The organism is Collinsella sp. AM29-10AC (assembly GCF_003469085.1).
Taxonomy (GTDB): Bacteria; Actinomycetota; Coriobacteriia; order Coriobacteriales; family Coriobacteriaceae; genus Collinsella.
The window spans coordinates 1-19684 of sequence record NZ_QSKB01000021.1 but is presented as its reverse complement, the minus strand read 5'-3'; the positions used below and the strand labels follow the sequence as shown (position 1 = coordinate 19684).

At 58.9% G+C, this 19684-nt stretch carries 18 protein-coding genes and 1 tRNA gene; 16 read left to right on the top strand and 3 right to left on the bottom strand.

What is annotated here, in order from left to right:
- Positions 1 to 43: 43 nt before the first annotated feature.
- Entirely contained in the window at positions 44 to 706 is a 663-nt protein-coding gene (locus DW754_RS07720) for a TetR/AcrR family transcriptional regulator (protein WP_117583630.1), read from the bottom strand.
- Between the two features lie 187 nt (positions 707 to 893).
- Here DW754_RS07720 and DW754_RS07715 point away from each other — a divergent pair, with 187 nt between their 5' ends.
- The 7 genes from DW754_RS07715 to DW754_RS07685 all read left to right on the top strand — a co-directional run bounded on the left by DW754_RS07715 (position 894) and on the right by DW754_RS07685 (position 8237).
- Positions 894 to 3671 carry an FAD-dependent oxidoreductase gene (locus tag DW754_RS07715; RefSeq protein ID WP_199411465.1) on the top strand — a complete coding sequence of 926 codons (2778 nt, stop codon included), beginning with the start codon at positions 894 to 896 and terminating at the stop codon, positions 3669 to 3671.
- A 96-nt stretch (positions 3672 to 3767) separates the two neighbouring features.
- The gene (locus DW754_RS07710; protein ID WP_117637935.1) at positions 3768 to 4196 is read left to right on the top strand and encodes a hydrogenase maturation nickel metallochaperone HypA; all 429 of its coding nucleotides are present in this window, start codon (positions 3768 to 3770) and stop codon (positions 4194 to 4196) included.
- Positions 4197 to 4573: 377 nt separating this feature from the next.
- Positions 4574 to 5563, top strand: coding sequence for a PTS sugar transporter subunit IIB (locus DW754_RS07705; RefSeq protein ID WP_089573275.1), 990 nt, complete (start codon positions 4574 to 4576; stop codon positions 5561 to 5563).
- A gap of 18 nt (positions 5564 to 5581) precedes the next feature.
- Complete coding sequence (locus tag DW754_RS07700) at positions 5582 to 6400, top strand: PTS mannose/fructose/sorbose transporter subunit IIC (protein ID WP_089573274.1); 819 nt, start codon at positions 5582 to 5584, stop codon at positions 6398 to 6400.
- 16 nt (positions 6401 to 6416) lie between these two features.
- Complete coding sequence (locus tag DW754_RS07695) at positions 6417 to 7337, top strand: PTS system mannose/fructose/sorbose family transporter subunit IID (protein WP_117564942.1); 921 nt, start codon at positions 6417 to 6419, stop codon at positions 7335 to 7337.
- A 120-nt stretch (positions 7338 to 7457) separates the two neighbouring features.
- The gene (locus DW754_RS07690; RefSeq protein ID WP_117759121.1) at positions 7458 to 7856 is read left to right on the top strand and encodes a DUF956 family protein; all 399 of its coding nucleotides are present in this window, start codon (positions 7458 to 7460) and stop codon (positions 7854 to 7856) included.
- Positions 7857 to 8161: 305 nt separating this feature from the next.
- A tRNA-Arg gene (locus DW754_RS07685) sits at positions 8162 to 8237 on the top strand.
- Positions 8238 to 8776: 539 nt separating this feature from the next.
- Here DW754_RS07685 and DW754_RS07680 read toward each other — a convergent pair.
- Positions 8777 to 8977, bottom strand: a complete 201-nt coding sequence (locus tag DW754_RS07680; protein WP_229108195.1) for a helix-turn-helix domain-containing protein — start codon at positions 8975 to 8977, stop codon at positions 8777 to 8779.
- A 170-nt stretch (positions 8978 to 9147) separates the two neighbouring features.
- Between DW754_RS07680 and DW754_RS07675 the strand changes: the two genes are divergently transcribed.
- The 8 genes from DW754_RS07675 to DW754_RS07645 all read left to right on the top strand — a co-directional run bounded on the left by DW754_RS07675 (position 9148) and on the right by DW754_RS07645 (position 18286).
- Complete coding sequence (locus tag DW754_RS07675) at positions 9148 to 12447, top strand: CAP domain-containing protein (RefSeq protein ID WP_117759082.1); 3300 nt, start codon at positions 9148 to 9150, stop codon at positions 12445 to 12447.
- Positions 12448 to 12494: 47 nt separating this feature from the next.
- Positions 12495 to 13163 (top strand): hypothetical protein, encoded by a 669-nt coding sequence (locus tag DW754_RS07670; protein ID WP_233508908.1) that lies wholly within the window; start codon positions 12495 to 12497, stop codon positions 13161 to 13163.
- Between the two features lie 685 nt (positions 13164 to 13848).
- Positions 13849 to 14439 carry a ribbon-helix-helix protein, CopG family gene (locus DW754_RS07665; protein WP_117759080.1) on the top strand — a complete coding sequence of 197 codons (591 nt, stop codon included), beginning with the start codon at positions 13849 to 13851 and terminating at the stop codon, positions 14437 to 14439.
- Positions 14426 to 15625, top strand: a complete 1200-nt coding sequence (locus DW754_RS07660) for a relaxase/mobilization nuclease domain-containing protein (protein ID WP_158561638.1) — start codon at positions 14426 to 14428, stop codon at positions 15623 to 15625. Before DW754_RS07665 ends, DW754_RS07660 begins: the two co-directional genes overlap by 14 nt.
- 187 nt (positions 15626 to 15812) lie before the next feature.
- On the top strand, positions 15813 to 15938 hold the full coding sequence (locus DW754_RS11220) for a hypothetical protein (RefSeq protein ID WP_255413117.1): 126 nt from the start codon (positions 15813 to 15815) through the stop codon (positions 15936 to 15938).
- A gap of 265 nt (positions 15939 to 16203) precedes the next feature.
- Positions 16204 to 16842, top strand: coding sequence for a hypothetical protein (locus tag DW754_RS07655; protein ID WP_117759076.1), 639 nt, complete (start codon positions 16204 to 16206; stop codon positions 16840 to 16842).
- A complete protein-coding gene (locus tag DW754_RS07650; RefSeq protein ID WP_117759074.1) occupies positions 16839 to 17564 on the top strand; it encodes a metallophosphoesterase family protein in 726 nt (241 codons plus the stop codon). The genes DW754_RS07655 and DW754_RS07650 overlap by 4 nt, the downstream gene beginning before the upstream one ends.
- Entirely contained in the window at positions 17564 to 18286 is a 723-nt protein-coding gene (locus DW754_RS07645) for a metallophosphoesterase (protein WP_117759072.1), read from the top strand. The genes DW754_RS07650 and DW754_RS07645 overlap by 1 nt, the downstream gene beginning before the upstream one ends.
- A gap of 53 nt (positions 18287 to 18339) precedes the next feature.
- Here the strand turns inward: DW754_RS07645 and DW754_RS07640 are convergent, their stop codons facing one another.
- The gene (locus tag DW754_RS07640) at positions 18340 to 18918 is read right to left on the bottom strand and encodes a hypothetical protein (RefSeq protein ID WP_117759070.1); all 579 of its coding nucleotides are present in this window, start codon (positions 18916 to 18918) and stop codon (positions 18340 to 18342) included.
- A gap of 196 nt (positions 18919 to 19114) precedes the next feature.
- Here DW754_RS07640 and DW754_RS10985 point away from each other — a divergent pair, with 196 nt between their 5' ends.
- Positions 19115 to 19327 (top strand): hypothetical protein, encoded by a 213-nt coding sequence (locus DW754_RS10985; RefSeq protein ID WP_117759068.1) that lies wholly within the window; start codon positions 19115 to 19117, stop codon positions 19325 to 19327.
- The last annotated feature ends 357 nt before the right edge of the window (positions 19328 to 19684 follow it).

Genomic DNA, 19684 nt, shown 5'->3' with positions numbered 1-19684 from the left:
CCGCGGCCCCTCTTCTGATCGCGGGCAGTTTGGCCAAATGTCGTCAGTTCTGGGGCTTGCGCTCCTGATACTTGGCGGTATAGCCCTCGATATGGAGCGTCGAGGCGATGATTTCCTTGACTGTCTCGTCGGGCACATCGGGGTGCGTGCGGATATACATCAGCAGCCCCATGATGAGGGTGTAGAACGTCTCGTAGACATGGTCGATGCGTAGCTCGTGATGGGCGACAAAATCCACCACGGTGGTATCGCAGATATACTGCGCCACGCGCTGGACCACGTTGTGCAAAAAGCCGCCGTAGAGCGCGCCGCTGCTCGAGGTGAGCGTGCTCGGCAACTCGTGGCCGCTCACGACCAGGCGCTTAAAGAGCGGAGCAACGGTGTCGAGTGCGCCTTCGATGTCGCCAACCGTGCGGCTGGCGTTCCACTGCTCGAGCTCGGCGATAAAGCCGTCGATTGCCTCGTCCATAACGGCGGTGACGGCGGCATCCATATCGGCAAAGTAGTGGTAGAACAGCGAACGCGTGCAGCCAGCCCGCTTGGTCACGGCCGATACCGAAAGATGGGACACACCAAGCTCGGCGCTCACGGCGCGCACAGCGGCGAGGATCTCGCGACGGCGCTCGTCGCCCGTCAGGCGTTTTGCCGCGCTATCGGATGCGGGGACGGCATCGACCACAGAGATATCTGCTGCGTTGTTGCCCATGTTTTGCCGCCTTTCATCCTCTTTTGCCTGACCGTTCGCCTAACAGTCTTGAATATTGTTGACGGTTCGTCAATACTGTTTTTGACACAATGTCAACAATAGCGGGTGAACGGCATGGGGGCATGTCGAACCCGTACAAAGAGGGGCGCCGCGGTCTCGCCGGGCTGTGGCAAGAGAAGGGACGACTATGATTCTCAACGGACCGGGGATTAGCTATACCGAGCCCGATATCGGCGCGGAGTTCGTGCCGCCGATACCGGAGCATCCGCGCGAGGCCATCGTCAAACTGTGTGAGCACTGCACCAACCGCCTGCTGCACCGCGACGAGCTGCTGGGCTACGAGTACTGGTCGTTTGCCGAGGCCGCAACCGACGAGCAGGCCGAAGTGCTCTGCAAGATGAAGATGCGCCGTCCCTATACGCTGCCCGAGATGGTCAAGCTCACCGGCATGCCCGAGGCCGATATCGAAAAAATGCTCGACGACATGAGCTACACGGGTCTGCTCGAGTACAACTGGGAAAACCCCGAGCGCGCCAAGCAGTGGGTGCTGCCCATGCTGGTGCCGGGTTCCGCCGAGTTCCTCAACATGCGCGTGAGCCAGCTCGAGGAGCATCCGGTCTATGCCAAGTTCTTTGAGCAGGCGTCCAAGGGACCGCTGTCCAAGGCCACGCCGATGGTGCCGCCCGGCGGTGCCGGCATCGGCATGCATGTCATTCCGGTCGAGAAGGCCATCGATGCCGCGAGCACCTCGGTGCCGATCGAGCATATCGAGCATTGGCTCGACAAATACGAAGGTAAGTATGCCGCTAGCACCTGCAGCTGCCGCGCGAGCCGTCGCGTGATGGGAGAGGGCTGCGCCGACGACCCGGCCGATTGGTGCATCGCCGTGGGCGATATGGCCGACTACGTGGTCGAGACCGACCGCGGCCATTATGTGACGCGCGAGGAGGTCTACGACATCCTGCGCCAGGCCGAGGACAACGGCTTTGTGCACCAGATCACCAACATCGACGGTGAGAACAAAATCTTCGCCATCTGCAACTGCAACGTCAACGTGTGCTACGCCCTGCGCACTTCGCAGCTGTTCAACACGCCCAACCTGTCGCGCTCGGCCTACGTCGCCAAGGTCGAGAAGGACAAGTGCGTGGCCTGCGGTCGCTGCGTTGAGGTGTGTCCGGCCGGCGCCGCCAAACTGGGCCAGAAGCTCTGTAGCAAAAAGGCTGGCGGACAGGTGCCCGAGTATCCGCGCCAGGAGCTGCCCGATGCCACCAAGTGGGACCACACCAAGTGGTCGCCCAACTACCGCAACGACAACCGTATCGAGACGCATGAGTCCGGCACCGCTCCCTGCAAGACGGCCTGCCCCGCGCACGTTGCCGTTCAGGGCTATCTGAAGCTCGCGGCGCAGGGTCGCTATGACGAGGCCCTAGCACTCATTAAGCGCGAGAACCCGCTGCCCGCTATCTGCGGCCGTGTGTGCAATCGCCGCTGTGAGGATGCCTGCACCCGCGGTCGTGTGGACGCCGCCGTGGCTATCGACGAAGTCAAGAAGTTTATCGCCCAGCGCGATCTGGACGCAGCGACCCGCTATGTCCCGCCCGTGGTGACCCCGACGCGTGCTGGCGGCTTCGACCAGAAGATTGCCATCATCGGTGCCGGTCCGGCTGGTCTGTCCTGCGCTTTTTATCTGGCCGAGAAGGGCTATAAGCCCGTCGTGTTCGAGAAAAACGAGCGCCCGGGTGGCATGCTCACCTATGGCATTCCCAGCTTTAAGCTGCAGAAGGATGTTATCGAGGCGGAGGTCGAGATCATTCGCCTGATGGGTGCCGAGTTTCGCTATGGCGTGGAAGTCGGCCGCGACGTGACGCTCGACGAGCTGCGCGCGCAGGGCTTTAAGGCCTTCTACGTTGCCATTGGCTGCCAGGGCGGCCGCCTTGCCGACATTCCGGGCGAGGACGCCGAGGGTGTGACCGTGGCCGTCGACTTCTTGCGCGAGGTCAACAGCGGCAAGATCGATGCGCTGCCCGGCCGCACCATCGTGGTGGGCGGCGGCAACGTGGCCATCGACGTTGCCCGCAACGCCTGCCGTCTGGGTTCCGAGCACGTTGAGATGTTCTGCCTGGAGAGCGAGGCCCAGATGCCTGCCAGCGAGGAGGAGCGTCGCGAGGCCATTGAGGACGGCGCGCACATTAGCTGCGGCTGGGGCCCCAAGGAGATTCACCTGGACGAGGCCGGTCGTGTGTGCGGTATCACCTTCAAGCGCTGCACGCGTGTCTTTGACGACGAGGGCCGTTTTGCGCCCGAGTATGACGAGAACGACTTGCGCCGTGTCGATGCCGACCGTGTCGTCATGTCGATTGGCCAGTCCATTGTGTGGGGCGACCTGCTGGCTGGCTCCAAGGTGGAGCTCGGCCGCGGCCAGGGTGCCCTTGCCGATCCGCAGACGTACCAGACCGCCGAGCCCGACATCTTTGTGGGCGGCGACGTCTACACTGGTCCCAGCTTTGCCATCGATGCCATTGCCGCCGGTCACGAGGCCGCGGTGTCCATCCATCGCTTTGTGCAGCCGGGCTCCACGCTCACCATCGGCCGCAACCAGCGCCGCTACACCGCGCTCGACCGCAACGACGTTGTGCTCGAGAGCTACGACAACGCGAGCCGCGAGGTGGCACGTGTCGACCGCGAGCGCGAGAAGGCTGCGCCCTTTAGCGAGTACGTCGAGACCTTTACCGAGGAGCAGGTGCGCGCCGAGACCGCTCGCTGCTTGGGCTGCGGTGCCTCGATCGTCGACCCCAACAAGTGCATCGGCTGCGGCCTGTGCACCACCAAGTGCGCGTTTGACGCCATCCATCTGGATCGCGACCGCCCCGAGTGCTCCACGATGGTCAAATACGAGCAAAAGCTCCCGAGCCTTGGCAAGTATGCTTTAAAGCGTGCAATCAAAATCAAGTTCGGTCGTAAATAGGTAACCATGGCGGGTAAGGGGACGGCGCAGACTAGATTTCGCTGTCCCCTTGCTTTGAGTTTGCATCGCATCAACCGTTGTTGAAAGGTTTCTACCTTGCATGAATTGGGAATCGTTTATCACATTATTCGCGATGTTGAGAACGTGGCGCGCGCCAATGGCGTGCGTCGCGTTTCGAGCGTCACGCTGCTGCTGGGCGAGGTCTCGGGCGTCGTTCCCGACTTGCTGCTCGACGCTTGGCGCTGGGCGGCAGATAAAAAGTCCATCACGCAGGGCGCGGAGCTTATCGTGGAGCCCGTCGAGGCCGTGACGCATTGCGAGGCGTGCGGCCGCGACTATGCGACAGTCGAGCACGGCAAGACCTGCCCCCATTGCGGCAGTGGCGATACCTATTTGCTCCAGGGCCAAGAGGTCATGATCAAGCAGATCGAGACCCCCGACGAGGATCCGGCGGACGCTGCCCCCGACGGCCCTTCTGACGCCCCCGACGCCGTCGACGCCGCTAACCCTCTCCACATCGTCTAGCCCCTAGTCGTTGGGGACGTTCTTGTTTGACTAGTCGTTTAAGAACGTCCCCAACGACTACTTGCGCTAGAGCATAAGTTATACAATTAGTCAAGTTATGTCTGTTTAAACAAAATAGCGGCACGCAGGCGCATTGGGATTAACCTAAAAGCGGCGTTAATGAACAGAGTGTCTGTATATATCTGTGAAAGTAATTGGGAAATCACGTTTTAGTAGACAATGAGCTGTAAATCAGCAACGTAATCAATTTGTAACAAACTTAGACGTTTAAACAAATAATGCAACCGTTTGCGAATTTAGCTATAAATCCACAAGGCGAACAGGTATACTCCTTTATTGTCGTGTAGGAAATACGTAGACAAAAAGGAGGTTATGTGATGGTAAGTATTGTTCTTGCTAGCCATGGTGACTTGGCGGCTGGAATCAAGCAGACGGGCTCGATGGTCTTTGGCGATCAGCCGTCTGTTGCCGTGGTCTCGCTCGAGCCGAGCATGGGCCCCGACGACTTCCGTGCCAAGGTCGAGGAGGCAATCGCTTCCTTCGAGGACCAGGAGCAGGTGCTCTTCCTCGTTGATCTGTGGGGCGGCACGCCGTTCAATCAGATCAGCGGGCTCATCGAGGGCCACGATTCCTGGGCTATCGTCACCGGTGTCAACCTGCCTATGCTCATCGAGGCATATTCGCAGCGCTTTGACGCAAAGAACACTGCACATGCGATCGCAAAACATCTCGTGACTGAGGCTAAGGCCGGCGTGCGCGTCAAGCCCGAGTCTCTGGAGCCCGAGGAGAAGAAGCCGGCTGCGGCCGCCGCTGCTCCTGCGGGTGCCATTCCTCCGGGAACGGTGATCGGCGACGGGCACATCAAGATCGCCCACGTCCGTATCGACACGCGTCTGCTGCATGGTCAGGTGGCCACCACGTGGACCAAGCAGATCAACCCCAACCGCATCATCGTGGTCTCCGACGGCGTTGCTCACGACGAGCTCCGCAAGACCATGATCGAGCAGGCTGCCCCTCCGGGAGTCCACGCCAACGTCGTGCCTATCAAGAAGATGGCCGAGGTCGTCAAGGACACGCGCTTTGGCGACACCAAGGCGATGCTGCTGTTCGAGAACCCGCAGGATCTGCTCAGGGCCATCGAGGCCGGCGTCGACATCAAGGAAGCCAACATCGGTTCCATGGCCCACTCCAAGGGCAAGGTCGTCGTCACCAACGCTGTCGCCATGGGCGATGACGATGTCAAGACCATCGAGGCTCTCAAGGCCAAGGGCGTCAAGTTCGAGGTCCGCAAGGTTCCTTCGGATTCCTCCGAGGATCTCGACGCCATGTTGAAGAAAGCTAAGGCCGAACTGGCCGCTCAAGCATAGTAAAGGAGGGTCCGATACATGTCTGCAATCACTATTCTGCTTGTTGCGATTGTCGCGTTGCTTGCCGGTATGGAAGGCATTCTGGATGAGTTCCAGTTCCATCAGCCGCTCGTGGCATGCACGCTTATCGGTCTCGTAACCGGTCACCTTCAGGAGGGCATCCTCCTGGGCGGTTCGCTCCAGATGATGGCCCTTGGCTGGGCTAACGTCGGCGCCGCCGTCGCGCCTGACGCCGCTCTGGCCTCGGTCGCTTCTTCGATCATCATGGTGCTCGCCCTCAACGGTGGCGCCACCGATTCGGCCAAGGCCGTTACCGCCGCCATCGCCGTCGCCGTCCCGCTGTCGGTCGCTGGTCTGTTCCTGACCATGATCTGCCGTACCCTGGCTACCGCTATGGTTCACGGCATGGACGCCTGCGCCGAGAAGGGCGACTTCGCCGGCATCGAGCGTTGGCAGTACGCCGGCATCCTCATGCAGGGTGTTCGTATCGCCATCCCGGCAGTACTTCTGTGCATCATCCCGGCCGAGGCCGTTACCAACGCGCTTAACGCTATGCCCGATTGGCTGTCCGGCGGCATGGCCGTCGGCGGCGGCATGGTCGCTTCCGTCGGTTACGCCATGGTCATCAACATGATGGCCACCAAGGAGACCTGGCCGTTCTTCATCCTCGGCTTTGTCCTTGCTGCCATCCCTCAGCTCACGCTGATCGCCCTTGGCCTCATCGGCATCTCCCTTGCCCTCATCTACCTTGGCCTTAAGGATCTGGCCAAGCAGGGTGGCGGCATGGGCGGTGGCTCCGGTGACCCGCTCGGCGACATTCTGAACGATTACGAGTAGGAGGGGAGTGATACATATGGCAGAGAACAAGATTCAGCTCACCAAGGCTGACCGTAAGAAGGTTTGCTTCCGTCATCAGTTCCTTCAGGGCTCGTGGAACTACGAGCGTATGCAGAACGGCGGCTGGTGCTTCGCAATGATCCCTGCGATCAAGAAGCTCTACACCAGCAAGGATGACCAGATTGCCGCTCTTAAGCGCCACCTGGAGTTCTATAACACCCACCCCTATGTTTCCGCCCCCGTCATTGGCGTTACCCTCGCCCTCGAGGAGGAGCGCGCCAACGGTGCTCCGATTGACGACGTCGCCATTCAGGGCGTCAAGGTCGGTATGATGGGCCCGCTCGCCGGCGTCGGCGACCCCGCCTTCTGGTTCACCCTTCGCCCGATTCTGGGTGCACTGGGCGCTTCCCTGGCCCTGTCCGGCAGCATCGCCGGTCCGCTGCTGTTCTTCTTCGCGTGGAACATCATCCGTTACGCCTTCCTGTGGTACACGCAGGAGTTTGGCTACAAGGTCGGCTCCTCCATCGCCAAGGACCTCTCCGGCGGTCTGATGGGCAAGGTCACCGAGGGTGCTTCCATCCTGGGTATGTTCATCATCGGCGCCCTGGTCGAGCGCTGGGTGTCCATCTCCTTCACCCCGGTCGTCTCCAAGGTCACGCAGTCCGCTGGCGCCTATATCGACTGGGCCAACCTGCCCGCCGGTTCTGAGGGCATCAAGCAGGCATTGACGATGTACAGCTCTGTCGGTGCCAACGCACTCGACCCGGTGAAGGTCACCACGCTTCAGGCCAACCTCGATCAGCTCATCCCCGGCCTTGCCGCCGTGTGCCTGACCCTTCTGGTCTGCAAGCTCCTCAAGAAGAAGGTCAGCCCGATCGTCATCATCCTGGCTCTCTTCGCCGTCGGCATCATCGGTCGCGTCTGCGGCTTCATGTAAGCACGCTTCGGCTTAAGACCGAGAGTTGCTAGGCAAGGGCTTTTGAGCCATTGAAACGGACCGCACCCGGTGGGTACACTGGATGCGGTCCGATTGTTTTATTTGGAGGGCGAGGCGCGCATGGCGCAATCTCAGAACAGCACGGTCGATCTGGCAACGCCGGCAACCTGCCTAATGGGGCTTACCAGCCACGGCAACGTGATGGTGGGCAATAAGGCGTTCGAGTACTATAACGAGCGCAATCCCGAGGATTACATTCAAATCCCGTGGGATGAGGTCGACTACATCGCCGCCGAGGTTTTGCGCGGCACCAAGAAGATTACGCGTTTTGCCATCTTCACCAAGGACAACGGCCACTTTACGTTTTCGACGCGCGACGATAAAGAGACGCTTCGCGCGGTCCGTAAGTACGTCGACGAGGATAAGCTCGTGCGTTCGCCTGACTTTATCGATGTGACGGCCAAGGGCGCCAAGAGCATCCCCTCCGTTATCAAAAACCTTTTCCACAAAGGCAAGTAGTCATTAAAGAGCGCTCCCTCAAAGTGGGGCGCAGTCTCCCATGTGGCTCGATCGGGAAAGTGCATCCCAGTTCGAGCGTCGATTCCGGGATGTAGTTTCCGGAACGGGGTCGTTTGGGAAACCGTGTCCCGTTTCGAGCCGAAATTCTGGGTCACAGTTTCCTAGCAAGGTCTCATGGGGAAAGTCTGACCCAGAATTTGCCTGGATAGTGGGACGCACTTTCCGGAGGGCTGTTCCACCGCAACTTCGAAGAGTGGGTATACGCTGCATTACAGCGGCGTAAATCTGCTACACTAATACAACATGCCTCCGTAGCTCAGGGGATAGAGCACCGCTCTCCTAAAGCGGGTGTCGACGGTTCGAATCCGCCCGGGGGCACCAGAAAAATCGCAGGTCAGGAGTTAATTTTGCTTCTGACCTGTTCTGGTTTTAGGGTTAAGAACTGCTTTTGTTTGTAAATCTGGTAAGTAAATAATTTAATTTACCGAGTTTTCCACTGAAAACAGGAAATCACCATTTTGGGGATAAAAAGTTTTCAACAGCCGTTAGTCGGTTCCATTTTGGTGAATCGCTTCCTCAATTTGGGTAAAAAATTTCACCATTTTGATGATTCGGCTGCTTTGAGTTTTGATAAAAACGCCTGTTCAGAAGCTTGCGCTATACCCATTTTGGTGAAACCAATTAATAGAGAAATATACTATAAAGATATAGGGACGGCGATGCAGTCCTCTTCGCTCGCGAAGCTCGCTGCGCGGCCACGTACCGTGTCCTTGCCGCCGGCTAAGCCGTCGATAAAGAATAGGGACAGCGATGCCGTCCCCTTCGCTCGCAGAGCTCGCTGCGCGGTCACGTGCCGTGACCTTGCCGCCGGCTGTGCCGTCGATTGATTCGCTCACTGCGTTCGCTGATTGATTGATAGACTAATCCGTTTTCTCAGTAACACCAGTCATGAGTGCAGCAATTGACATGTTGAATCCATTGGCAATTTTGCAGAGGTTTGAAAGACTGACATTTCTTCGTCCGACTTCAATGCTCGCGTAGTAGGAACGATCCATCTCAATCAAATTGGCGAACTGCTCCTGGCTGTACCCGAGTCCAGCGCGGAGCTCTTTGCATCTCATGCCGAATGATTTCTGAAGCGTCTTCGTATCCATGACAAAAAGAGTCATGGATTGTTGTATTTATGCCAACGGACTATATACAACAATCCCTGTTAAGGCGCATAATTACCTTTATTGGAAAGAGTTCTGATGCCTAGTCGGACATGGCATGGAAAAGGAATGGAATAGCAATGACTCAGGGAAAGCATTTCGCTGCCGGTGGCGATCACTTCGCCACACTGCCAAGCAAAAAGATTCACGCCCCGAAGGGGATCGCGCGTCTGACCGTCACCGCGGCGACCATGGCCGCCATGACCGGATCGAGCCTCATCTCACCGTTCACGGCATTCGCCCAGACCGGTGACGGGGGCACGCAGCACCCCGCCGTGATGTCGCCGATCGCCGCCCACGCCGGCGCGGCATCCGGTGCCGGCGCGAAATCCGCCGCACAGACCATCACGGACCTGCAGAAGGCAGTCGACGAGGCGAAGGCGAAGGAGGACGCCGCCAAGGCATCCTACGATGAGGCCTCCGGTCCCTACAACGAGGCGGCTTCCGCCCGCGACCAGGCCAAGGCATCCTACGATTCTGCAGTCAGCGCCGGCACGGCAGCCGACCGAGCGGCAATGGACGAGTACGCCCGTCAGGTCGCGGAGGGCAAGGACGCCGCCGATGCCGCCGGCAAGGACCTCGAGCAGGCGAAGACGGGTCTCGCAGACGCCAAGGCGGATGCATCCGAGAAGGACGAAGCGTACCAGTCCGCCCTCAAGGCGGCCCAGGATGCCAAGGACGCCCTCGATAAAGCCAAGGCCGATGCCGTAGGCGCCACCCCGGAGGCAATCAGTGCCGCCGAGCAGGCCGTGCGCGACGCCCAGGATGCCGTGAGTAGGGCACAGGCCGAACTCGCCAACGCCAACGCGACGCTTGCCGATGCCCAGTCCAAGCTGGTTGCGGCCCAGTCTGCAAAGGATGCCGCCGATTCTGTCCTCGCCGCAGCCAAGCAGAACAAGGACGCGGCGGATGCGAAGACCGCAGCCGCCAGCGCCGCCTACGAGAAGGCGAAAGCCGACCTCGCCGCAGCGGAGGCAGGCGCCAGCGGCCCGGAGTACGATGCCGCGAAGCAGAAGGTCGCAGACGCAGAGGCAGCCCTCGCTGCCGCACGAGCGGTGCAGTCCCAGTGCGAGTCCGAGCTCGAGCAGGCGCAGTCCGCTGCAGCAACGGCGCAGTCCGAGCTGAATGATGCCCAGGCGTCCCTCTCCGTAAAGCAGCGGGCCGCGGCCGATGCCAAATCCGGCGTGGGCGACGCCCAGTCCGCACTCGATGCCGCGAACGCCGACCTCGATGCCGCCAAGCAGGCGAATGCCGACGCCGTCGCCAAGCTGGATGCCGCGAAGCAGGCTGTCAAGGACGCCGAGTCCGCCAAGGCAGCCGCCGACGTAGAGCTCGCGAACGCCAAGGCCGCAAAGGATACCGCAGACGCGGCCGTGACCGCCGCCCAGCAGAAGGTCGACGAGGCACAAACGAAGGTGGATCTCGCAGACGCGCAGCTCAAGCAGGGAGCCATCGGTTTCTTCAAGGCCATGGGTGCCGATTCAGCCATCGAGATCATCCAGAACTGCACGTACAAAGACTACACCGAGATCGGAAACAGTCTCGACGCAACGGGCCTTGAAAACATGCTTTCGTCCATCACGGTCATGAAGAACGTGAACGCCTACCGTAAGTCCGTCGGCCTTTCCGAGCTTGAGGTAAGCTATAAGCTCATTGCGGCAGCGATTGCAGATGCAAACTATTCGACGAAAAATGTAGAGCATGCCCAGCAGTTCGATGTCGGTGAAAACCTTGCCTGGAGCTATCGCGACCCCTGCAAGGCCTGGATCTATCAGGAAAAGGATCTGTTTGACAAGACTGCAGCATCCCTTGGTGCGACGAATCTTTCCGGAAAGGACGCCTACGACTTCTGGTACGCCAACCAGGACAAGTTCGATTACTACCGTATCGGTCATTACATGAACATCATCAACCCTGACTATGCTGTCATGGGATGCGGTCTGAACGATGACACCCGTTTGACGTTCTCGCTCACGCTGCAATACGGCGGTTGGGCAGGCTCCGGTTGGAACATGAACCCCATGTCCGTCGACGAGTACGAGCAGAAGCTGATCTCCTACATCGACGGTCTCAAGAACGCCAAGAGCGCACTCGACGCAGCCAAGGCTGATCTCGCATCCAAGCAGCAGGCAGCCGCCAGCGCCGCCGCAACCGTCCAGCAGAAGCAGGTCGCAGCGGATTCCGCACAGGCAGATGTCGATTCCGCGAAGCAGGGCGTTGCCGATGCCCAGCGTGCCGTCGATGCCGCCAAGGCTGATGTCGCCGCCAAGCAGCAGGGCGTCACGGATGCCCAGACCGAGCTTGATGCGGCGAAATCGGACCTCGAAGCTGCCAACGCGGCAGTCGATACGGCAAAGTCGACCGTCCAGCAGAAGCAGGTCGCCTTTGATGCCGCCCACGCAGCCGTAACGACCGCACAGTCTAAGTTGGATTCCGCCAAGGCGGACACCGAGGCCAAGCAGCAGGACGTCATGGATGCGAACGCCGACCTCGCGAAGTTCTTCCAGGACGTCGCCGACGCCAAGAAGGCGGTCGATACCGCAAAGAGCGCCCACGACGCGGCGGTAGCCGACCAGGCCGAGAAGGCGGCGGTCCTCGCAGCCGCCAAGCAAAAGGCGGATACCACCGCAAGCGCCCTCGCGGATGCCCAGCGTGCCGTCGATGCCGCAAAGGCCGACACCGGCGTTGCCGCCGACAAGCTTACCGGCTCCCAGACCGATCTCGAGGACGCACAGTCGAACCTCGACATCCTTACCGATCTTGCCGCGAAGCTCGCAGAGGCACAGCAGCGCGAGCAGGATGCAGTAAAGGCCGTCAATGACACCAAGGCCGCGCTCGATGCTGCGAAGGCGGATACCATCGCCGCCGAGTCCCTGGTCTTTGCCGCCGAGCAGGCAAAGGCACAGGCAGACGCCAAGCTGTCGAAGCTGAACTCCATCGACGCCGGCGCGGCGATCGCTTCCGGTCATGATGTGAACGCGGATGACGCCCTCAACGCGCTTTTCGCCGCAGCAGTCGAGGCACGTGCCAAGGTCGCGCCCGCCAAGGCCATCCTGGACGAGAAGCAGGCCGCGGTGGACGGGCTCCAGCCCGGCTATGATGCGGCACTCGCCGCCTACGAGTCGGCGAAGTCCGACCGCATCGCAGCGGAGCAGAAGCTTTCCGATGAGATTGCCCGACAGGATGCGGAGGAGGCCGCAAAGCAGCAGGCGGCATACAGCCCGAAGCACCTCGCCGGCACGGATACCGCCCAGACCGGCAGCCTCGCCCAGACCGGTGACCGCGCGGGACTCATCGGCGAGACGTTCGCCATCGGCGGTACCGTCCTCGTGGCAGCCGGCGTCTTCCTCGATCAAAAGAAGCGCCGCGAGCAGATGTAAAAGCGAGCCGGGCGTTGGATATCGGCTAGTGTCCAACGCCCGGTTTCATGGACCGGGAGATCGGTGTGAGAACAAAGGCTATTATCGTTGCGCTTCTGGTGTGCCTTTCGGCACCTCAGATTGGATGTGCCGGCGTTGCAAAGCAGGGAAGCGGCTCTACGGAAAGGGCCGCCACAGCGGTAAAGAATAAAGACAAAAAGAAGCCAAGCGAAGAAAAGGCGGCGCAAACCTCTGGAACCAAAACCGAGGAGAAGAAAGAGTCCGACGACAAGGACCAGAAGTCCGATGACTCCAAGAAGGAGGATAACAAGTCTTCCGATTCCTCGAAGTCGGACAACAAGGGCGATTCCTCCCAGTCCGAGCAGAATTCCGGCAATTCGCAGAGTTCCGGCAGCAACAATTCCTCTTCCAACGGCGGCAGCCAGAAGAAGTGGGTTGCCGAGCAGGGCCACTGGGAGACAGATTACAGCCAGGTCTGGGTGCCGAATGTGGTTTATACGCGCCATGAGCGTTGGATCTGCAGTGCATGCCACGCAGCATTTGGATCTGCAGCCGAAATGGACGCTCACGCTCACGCTACTTTTGGCGATGCGCAGCATCCTAGCGGCGGTTCTGCAATCAATGATTCGTATACCACCTCTGAGGACCAAGGACATTATGAACAGCAGGCTACGGGACAACATTGGGTTGTCGACGTCGCCGGTCACTGGGAGTAATGTACATCGTTCCTATCCTCTTACGTTCGGTAAATGATTATTTATTTGTGGGCGGCCGGTTTCGGTCGCCTTTTTTAAACGCCCAGTCTGGGAGCAAACGATAGGAAAGCAATCAAACGAGAGGCCGCTCCAAAAGAATCCGGCGGTGCCGGATGCTTCGGGTAAAAACTTCCGCAAATCGGTAAGGTCTTCCATCATCTTGCTCCAGCCCTCGCCCGGAGTCCGCTGCGCGGTAATGCAAACACTCGGCATCCCTCGCGTTCGCATTACCGCTTCGCTCTCGCTACAGCGAATTTCTAACACTCAGCATCCTTCGCGTTAAAAATTCGCTTCCGCTCACGGTCTCCGCTGACACTACGACACCGCGAAGCCTTTCGCTCGAAACGAGGCCTCTCGTTTCGTGTCTACGCTACGCTCCGCCCAATCGCCGTTCCGGTGATTGCAAGATTGGTGTTGGGCTAGATAAATGGGGCCATACTCGCCCCCTTTATCTGCCAACACATCTTGTTTATCGCCTCCCACGGCGATAAAGTTAGAAATGAAGTTCGCCTTTCATTTCTAAGTAAAGTGACGGCGTCACTTCAAAAATCGGCGCGACGTCAGTCGCTCCTAAAAAGGAAAGCAATCTCATATCGGTTTTGAATCGGTGGCCTCACCGATTCGCTCTGCTTTCCTGGGGGCATGAATGATGAGTTGCAAACGTCCGCACACCGTTAAGGCGACACTCACTTCTGAAGAATACGAAACGCTTTCCGCTTTGGCAGAAAAGGCGGGCATGACGAAAGCCGAATTCATTCGCTATGCACTGATTCATTGGAATGAATCGTTCGATGATCTAGTCATTTCCAAAGATAAGAACGGTGGCCGTAGCAAAAAGCTGCAAACCGTTTCAGAGGATTCGAACGAAAAGCGCTCGGAGGTTATTTACGTCAAAGTCACCGATGGCGAGCACGAGGCGATTCGCAAGCAGGCGGATGCGCTCGGCACGACCGTCAGTGCGTATGCCCGCCGCGTGATGCTGGCCGGGAAAATCGAGATGATCGATTTCGATATGAGCCAGGTCGCAAAAATCTATCACGAGCTGTATCGCGAGGGGACGAACCTCAACCAGCTGATGTATTTTGTGAATGCGCAAGGTCTTCCGGCCTACAACGAGAAGGCGGTTTTCCGAACGCTTGAAAAGGTTTACCAAAATGCCCGTAAAGTCACCCTCTTCATCGAAGAGCTCGAACAGCGCTATTTCACCGATGGCGGTGAGCTCGATGACCGTCGTTAAGCAGAAAGGTGTTTCGTCCGAGCGCTACGCGAAGCACCTGCGCAAGTACATTAACGGAAAGAATGCTTTGGCCCGCGGCGGCTGGAACCTCGCGAACGGAAAGCACTGGTTTTCCGAAATGGCTATGACGCGGAAGATGTTCCATCACGACAGGCCCGCGCGTGCCGGCGCGAAAAACATAACGATGCTTCATCAGATTCTCGCCTTTCTGCCCGAGGAGTGCAGCTGCAACGGAGGCAAGATGACCCCCGATGCGTGTATGGCCTACGCGGAGCAATGGCTTGCGAAACACTACCCGCATCAACAAGTGATTGTCGCGTTGCATGAGGAAAGCGATAAGGCGGGAAAACGCTACGCGGTTCATATGGCGATTAACCGCACGGATCTTTTGACGGGTAAGCGTTGCGAGACGGGCGGGCGTCGCGGAAAGTACGAACGCGCTGCGTGGGTTCGTGAAATGGACGAGGCCTGGAATCTCGCTCAGCTCGAAAAGGGAAAGAAGAACTCGAAGATTCGAGACCGACAGCCGCGCGACACTGAAAAGAAAATCGTTGAGCGGGGAGAGTACAGTTATAAAAACTATCTGCGCGAGTTGATCCATCTTGCAATCAACGAAGGTCATCCGAAGAATATGGAGCAGTTTAAAAAGTTACTTGCCTCATGGGGCGTAGACATTTTCATCAAGAACAATCGAGTCTATGCGACAGATCTCGATATCAAGGAGGCCGGCAACCCGAAGTGCACTTTCAACCTGACTCGTCTTGACGGGAGGTTTGCGGTCAAGCAACTTGAGGCGGCCTTCAAAAATAACGTGCTGGAGGCCGAGCGAGCCCTTCCTTATGAGAGGCGTTGCGAGATTTACATTCAACGGCTTAAGAAGGCGTATTCGGCGTGGGTCGAGCAGGCAAAGGCGAGCAAGGGCGTCGCCTACAATCTCTTTCCTAAGTTCATCGCACCGAAGTGCGATGAAGATCTGCTCGAGGATCCGGCGGTTCGTGATGAGCTTCTTGCCCGGCGCGGTTACGCAAGAGAGATTCGCAACCGTTACGCCGGCGCCGTTCCCGATGCTGGCGATGACCGCGTTCGCGCCGCAGGACGAGACCATGGTGGCAACGGCGACATCTCGCCGCAGGTCGATCGTGCGGTCGACCGAGGCGATTACGATCGCGGCGACGCGCCTCGCTAGTTTTGGAAAGCCTATCGTCGGTGCCCTAGCGCGCTGCCATCCAGTGCCGATTCTGCCATACTCGCAATTCGGTGAGGATGAGGAGTATGAATTGATCGGCGGGGGTCAGCCGCTCTGATAGAATCGTCCTTGCTGTCGGCAGCCCTCGTGCCGGGCAGAGCCCTCCATTTGATGGGAGGTGATGCCCATGACCGATTTCACCGAGCTCGTGAAGCTCCTGACCGCTATGGTCTCGCTCCTCACGGCCCTTGTCGGCCTTTCCAAGGCACTCAAGCAGGGTTCGAAGCCCAAAAAGAAAGGCCACCGTCGCTAAGACGATGACCCAACTTCATTAAGCAACGGCTCTGCCCAGCTCTCTACAACTTGGGCTGCCGTCGGCACCATTTTACCCTCCTGACGAGGAATTCGTCCATATTTCAAAAATCAAATCCTGTTCGCGCGTGGGCGTAAACTTATATAGTTGGGCAAATCCGGCAGATTGGAGCTTGAAACATGAGGGATATGCACCTCATGTCGCTCATAAAACGTCTCCTGACCTCGAAGGAGAACGTTTTTTAGCGATAAAAGGAGACATAAAAATGATCTGGTTTACCAGCGACACCCACTTCGGGCATGAGAACGTGCTGAAGTTCACCGACCGCCCGTGGGAGACGATTTGGCAGATGAACGACGCCATCGTCGACAACATCAACGGCAAGGTTGCCGTGGACGACGAGCTCTACATCCTGGGGGATTTCTCATTCAAGATGACCGCCCAGGACGCCTACGGGCTGCGCAAGCAGATCGCCTGCAGGCGCATCCACCTCGTCCCGGGAAACCACGACAAGGACTGGACCCAGCCGGCGGTCACGGGCGCCTTCACCGTGGAGCCGCCAATCTGCGTGCTCAAGATCGACGGGCGGAAGATCGTCCTGAGCCATTACCCCATGGCCGACTGGCAGGGCATGAACCATGGATCGTGGCACCTCCACGGGCACATCCACAGCAGCGGCGGCGCGTACAACGAGTTCAACCGCAAGCAGGGCCTTCTGCGCTACGACGTCGGTTGCGATGCCAACGGGCACTCCCCGGTGAGCCTCGATGAGCTGAGGGAATGGTTCGCCGGAGTCGACGAGCCGTGCGGCCGGGTGAAATGGCCCTGGTGGGTCAACGAGACCGGCGACAGACAGGTCGAGCGCGAGCTGGCGGCGTACAAGAGGGAAGAGGTGATTCGATGACGGTCTATGTGACGGGCGACATCCACGGTGGACTCGACATGCAAAAGCTCCGCGACTGGGAGCTTGGCGATAGTCTTACCAGCGACGACTGTCTCATCGTTGCCGGTGACTTTGGCTTTCCGTGGGACTTTTCTGCCGAGGAATGCGCCGACATCGCCTGGCTGGAGTCGCGCCCCTACACGGTACTGTTCGTCGACGGCAACCACGAGCGCTTCGATCACTGGGAGGAGCGCCCCATGGAGCCGTGGCATGGCGGGCTGACGCAGCGCCTGTCGGACACCTCGCCCATTCGGCGCCTGACGCGCGGCGAGGTCTTTGAGCTCGACGGTTCGACAATCTTCACCATGGGCGGTGCCACGAGCGTGGACAGGGAATACCGCGTGCCGTATTCCAGTTGGTGGCCTCAGGAGCTCCCGGATGAGTGCGAATTCGATGCCGTGCGGGCAAAGCTCGACGAGGCCGGCTGGAAGGTCGACTGCGTCATCACCCATACCTGCGCCACGCGTATGCTCTCGCCGACGCTCTACCCGGACCCAGGCTGGGAACGCCCTGATGTGGACCGGCTGACCGGATTCCTCGATGAGCTCGAGGACCGCCTGGACTATAAGCACTGGTATTACGGCCATTTTCACCGAGACGGCAACCCGGACGAACGGCACACGGTGCTGTATGACCGAATCGTGAGACTCGGGGACAAACTCCTGCCGTGGGGTGCGTACTGATGACGGTCTATGTGACAGGCGACGTGCACGGCAGGGCCGAGTACGGGTCCAGCCGGTTTGCATTCAAAAATTGGCCGCTGGGCCGGACCCTGACGCGCGATGACGCGGTGATCGTGGCCGGCGACTTCGGCTTTGTCTGGGACGGCTCGAATGCTGAGAGGTATTGGCTCGATTGGTTTGAGTCAAAACCATGGACCACGTGTTTCGTAGACGGCAACCACGAGAACCACCGGATGCTGGCAGAACTGCCGGTGCGGGAGTGGAACGGCGGCCTCGTCCATGAGGCGCGACCGCACGTGCTGCACCTGATGCGCGGAGAGGTGTTCGATATCGACGGGTTCACAGTCCTTGCCATGGGCGGCGCCGCGAGCAACGACAGGCAGTATCGCAAGGAGGGGAGGAGCTGGTGGCCCGAGGAGATGCCGAGCGAGGAAGAGATGGACCACTGCCGCGCCTCGCTCAACCGCGTAGGCTGGAGGGTCGACTACGTGGTGAGTCACGAGGCTCCTGCTGCCCTGGCTAGAGAGCTGTGCCGCGAGCGCGGACGTGAGTGCGGCGGGGATACGCTGCAAACTTTCCTGGGCGAGCTCGACGGGCGGCTCGACTATCGCATCTGGCTCTTCGGGCATTACCACGGCGACGAATGGCGCGACGACAGGCATCGCCTGGTCTATCGAGACATCGTGCCGATCGAAAGTGCTGCGCCCGGTTCTCAGTTCTAGAAACCCCCTAGAAATGCTCTAGAGGGTTTCTAGAAAATTAGATGCTATGCGACCTACTCATCCTTCATCTGGGTCATGGCCTCGACCTTGGCCTCGGCCGCGGCTGCCCGCTGCTCGGAGGCGGCGAGGCGGTCCTTGAGGGCGGCTACCGCGGCCATCAGGTCGTGCTGGGCCAGGAGCGCATCGCTCAGCTCGGCCTGGGCTTTCAACGCAGCGTCACGCTCGCCGCGCAGTCGCTCGATCTCATCGGCCATGGCCTCAGCCTCGGCGTGGAGCTGGGCGACCTGCCTGCCGAGCCCCTTAGCACGGGAAAGGTGCCTGACGCCCGCGGCGTGGAGCTCGTCGTTCTCGAGTTCGAGACTCGCGGTATCGAGTTCGAACTTCTCCTCTATAAAGGCAATCCGCTCATTGCAGTCGGCCTCAATTTTTTCATTCCGATCCGTCGCCTCGGCGAGCTTGCGGTTGAATTTGTCGAGCTGGGCCCTGAGCAGCGCGTTCTCGGTCTTGAGATCGGCGGTCTCGCGCAGCAGCTTCTCTCGCCAAGCCTTTTCAATCTGCTCGGCGGCCTCATCGAGGACGTCCTTCACGCCGGGCGTCTCGCTGATTTTTCTGTCGTTCGGGTTGTCTGTCATCGTGCGGCACTCCAATCAACAATGGGCATGGCTCCGCCATGCCGTACGGCTGGGAACAAATACGCGGCCGCTGTTGAGTTGTGTTTGTCCTGCGCTTGGTGAGTTCTAAAAGCGTCTCAAGTCATACGTTCACGCAGGTTTTCGATTGGAGAAATACCGCACGTTTTCATGGTATCACGTGCCTTAAAGAACATGAATGGGCGGTCATATCGATTCGTTGAAAATAGCACCTACGACGTGCTGGTGGCGGGAGAGTGATGGCGTTAAAGATGTCGAGAATGATTATGGGAGTATTTTAGATGCAGGTATGAGAAAGGGTCGAATCGAAGTGTCTGGCCGGACGCCAATTGTCCGGGAACTGTTTCGGTTCGACCTTGCTTCATTTTACATCCGCGGCATGTTTTTGTAGACGCCTGGCGATTACCGACCTTCACGACCTCGATGACGGTTTCCCCGTCCTCGATTCTTGCCAGATTGCGGTAGACATGCTGCGTGAATGGTCGGATATCATTTGAGCCAGAATCCTCTTCTATTGAAGCGGATTCTGGCTCAGTGGTTTTTAACTCGGTTGTTTGACAGAAGCCCACGTCGATAGTCGGGCTGTGGACTTAAGATTTCGGGGGCTCCCAAGCGTTTTCGATCGCGGCGCGGTAGATTGCAGCGTAATTAAGCATCCAGCTGCCATCACCAGTTTTTTGAATATACCCCTTATCCTTTGGCTCTGTTAGACCATAATTGACATATAGGTGATGCCACCGTGGTATAA

Excerpts from the sequence above, each read along its gene's own strand:
- DW754_RS07720 (WP_117583630.1), bottom strand. The coding sequence starts at position 706 with ATGGGCAACAACGCAGCAGATATCTCTGTGGTCGATGCCGTCCCCGCA.
- DW754_RS07715 (WP_199411465.1), top strand. The coding sequence starts at position 894 with ATGATTCTCAACGGACCGGGGATTAGCTATACCGAGCCCGATATCGGC.
- DW754_RS07705 (WP_089573275.1), top strand. The coding sequence starts at position 4,574 with ATGGTAAGTATTGTTCTTGCTAGCCATGGTGACTTGGCGGCTGGAATC.
- DW754_RS07700 (WP_089573274.1), top strand. The coding sequence starts at position 5,582 with ATGTCTGCAATCACTATTCTGCTTGTTGCGATTGTCGCGTTGCTTGCC.
- DW754_RS07695 (WP_117564942.1), top strand. The coding sequence starts at position 6,417 with ATGGCAGAGAACAAGATTCAGCTCACCAAGGCTGACCGTAAGAAGGTT.
- DW754_RS07690 (WP_117759121.1), top strand. The coding sequence starts at position 7,458 with ATGGCGCAATCTCAGAACAGCACGGTCGATCTGGCAACGCCGGCAACC.
- DW754_RS07680 (WP_229108195.1), bottom strand. The coding sequence starts at position 8,977 with ATGAGATGCAAAGAGCTCCGCGCTGGACTCGGGTACAGCCAGGAGCAG.
- DW754_RS07675 (WP_117759082.1), top strand. The coding sequence starts at position 9,148 with ATGACTCAGGGAAAGCATTTCGCTGCCGGTGGCGATCACTTCGCCACA.
- DW754_RS07670 (WP_233508908.1), top strand. The coding sequence starts at position 12,495 with ATGGACCGGGAGATCGGTGTGAGAACAAAGGCTATTATCGTTGCGCTT.
- DW754_RS07665 (WP_117759080.1), top strand. The coding sequence starts at position 13,849 with ATGATGAGTTGCAAACGTCCGCACACCGTTAAGGCGACACTCACTTCT.
- DW754_RS07660 (WP_158561638.1), top strand. The coding sequence starts at position 14,426 with ATGACCGTCGTTAAGCAGAAAGGTGTTTCGTCCGAGCGCTACGCGAAG.
- DW754_RS11220 (WP_255413117.1), top strand. The coding sequence starts at position 15,813 with ATGACCGATTTCACCGAGCTCGTGAAGCTCCTGACCGCTATGGTCTCG.
- DW754_RS07655 (WP_117759076.1), top strand. The coding sequence starts at position 16,204 with ATGATCTGGTTTACCAGCGACACCCACTTCGGGCATGAGAACGTGCTG.
- DW754_RS07650 (WP_117759074.1), top strand. The coding sequence starts at position 16,839 with ATGACGGTCTATGTGACGGGCGACATCCACGGTGGACTCGACATGCAA.
- DW754_RS07645 (WP_117759072.1), top strand. The coding sequence starts at position 17,564 with ATGACGGTCTATGTGACAGGCGACGTGCACGGCAGGGCCGAGTACGGG.
- DW754_RS07640 (WP_117759070.1), bottom strand. The coding sequence starts at position 18,918 with ATGACAGACAACCCGAACGACAGAAAAATCAGCGAGACGCCCGGCGTG.
- DW754_RS10985 (WP_117759068.1), top strand. The coding sequence starts at position 19,115 with ATGGGCGGTCATATCGATTCGTTGAAAATAGCACCTACGACGTGCTGG.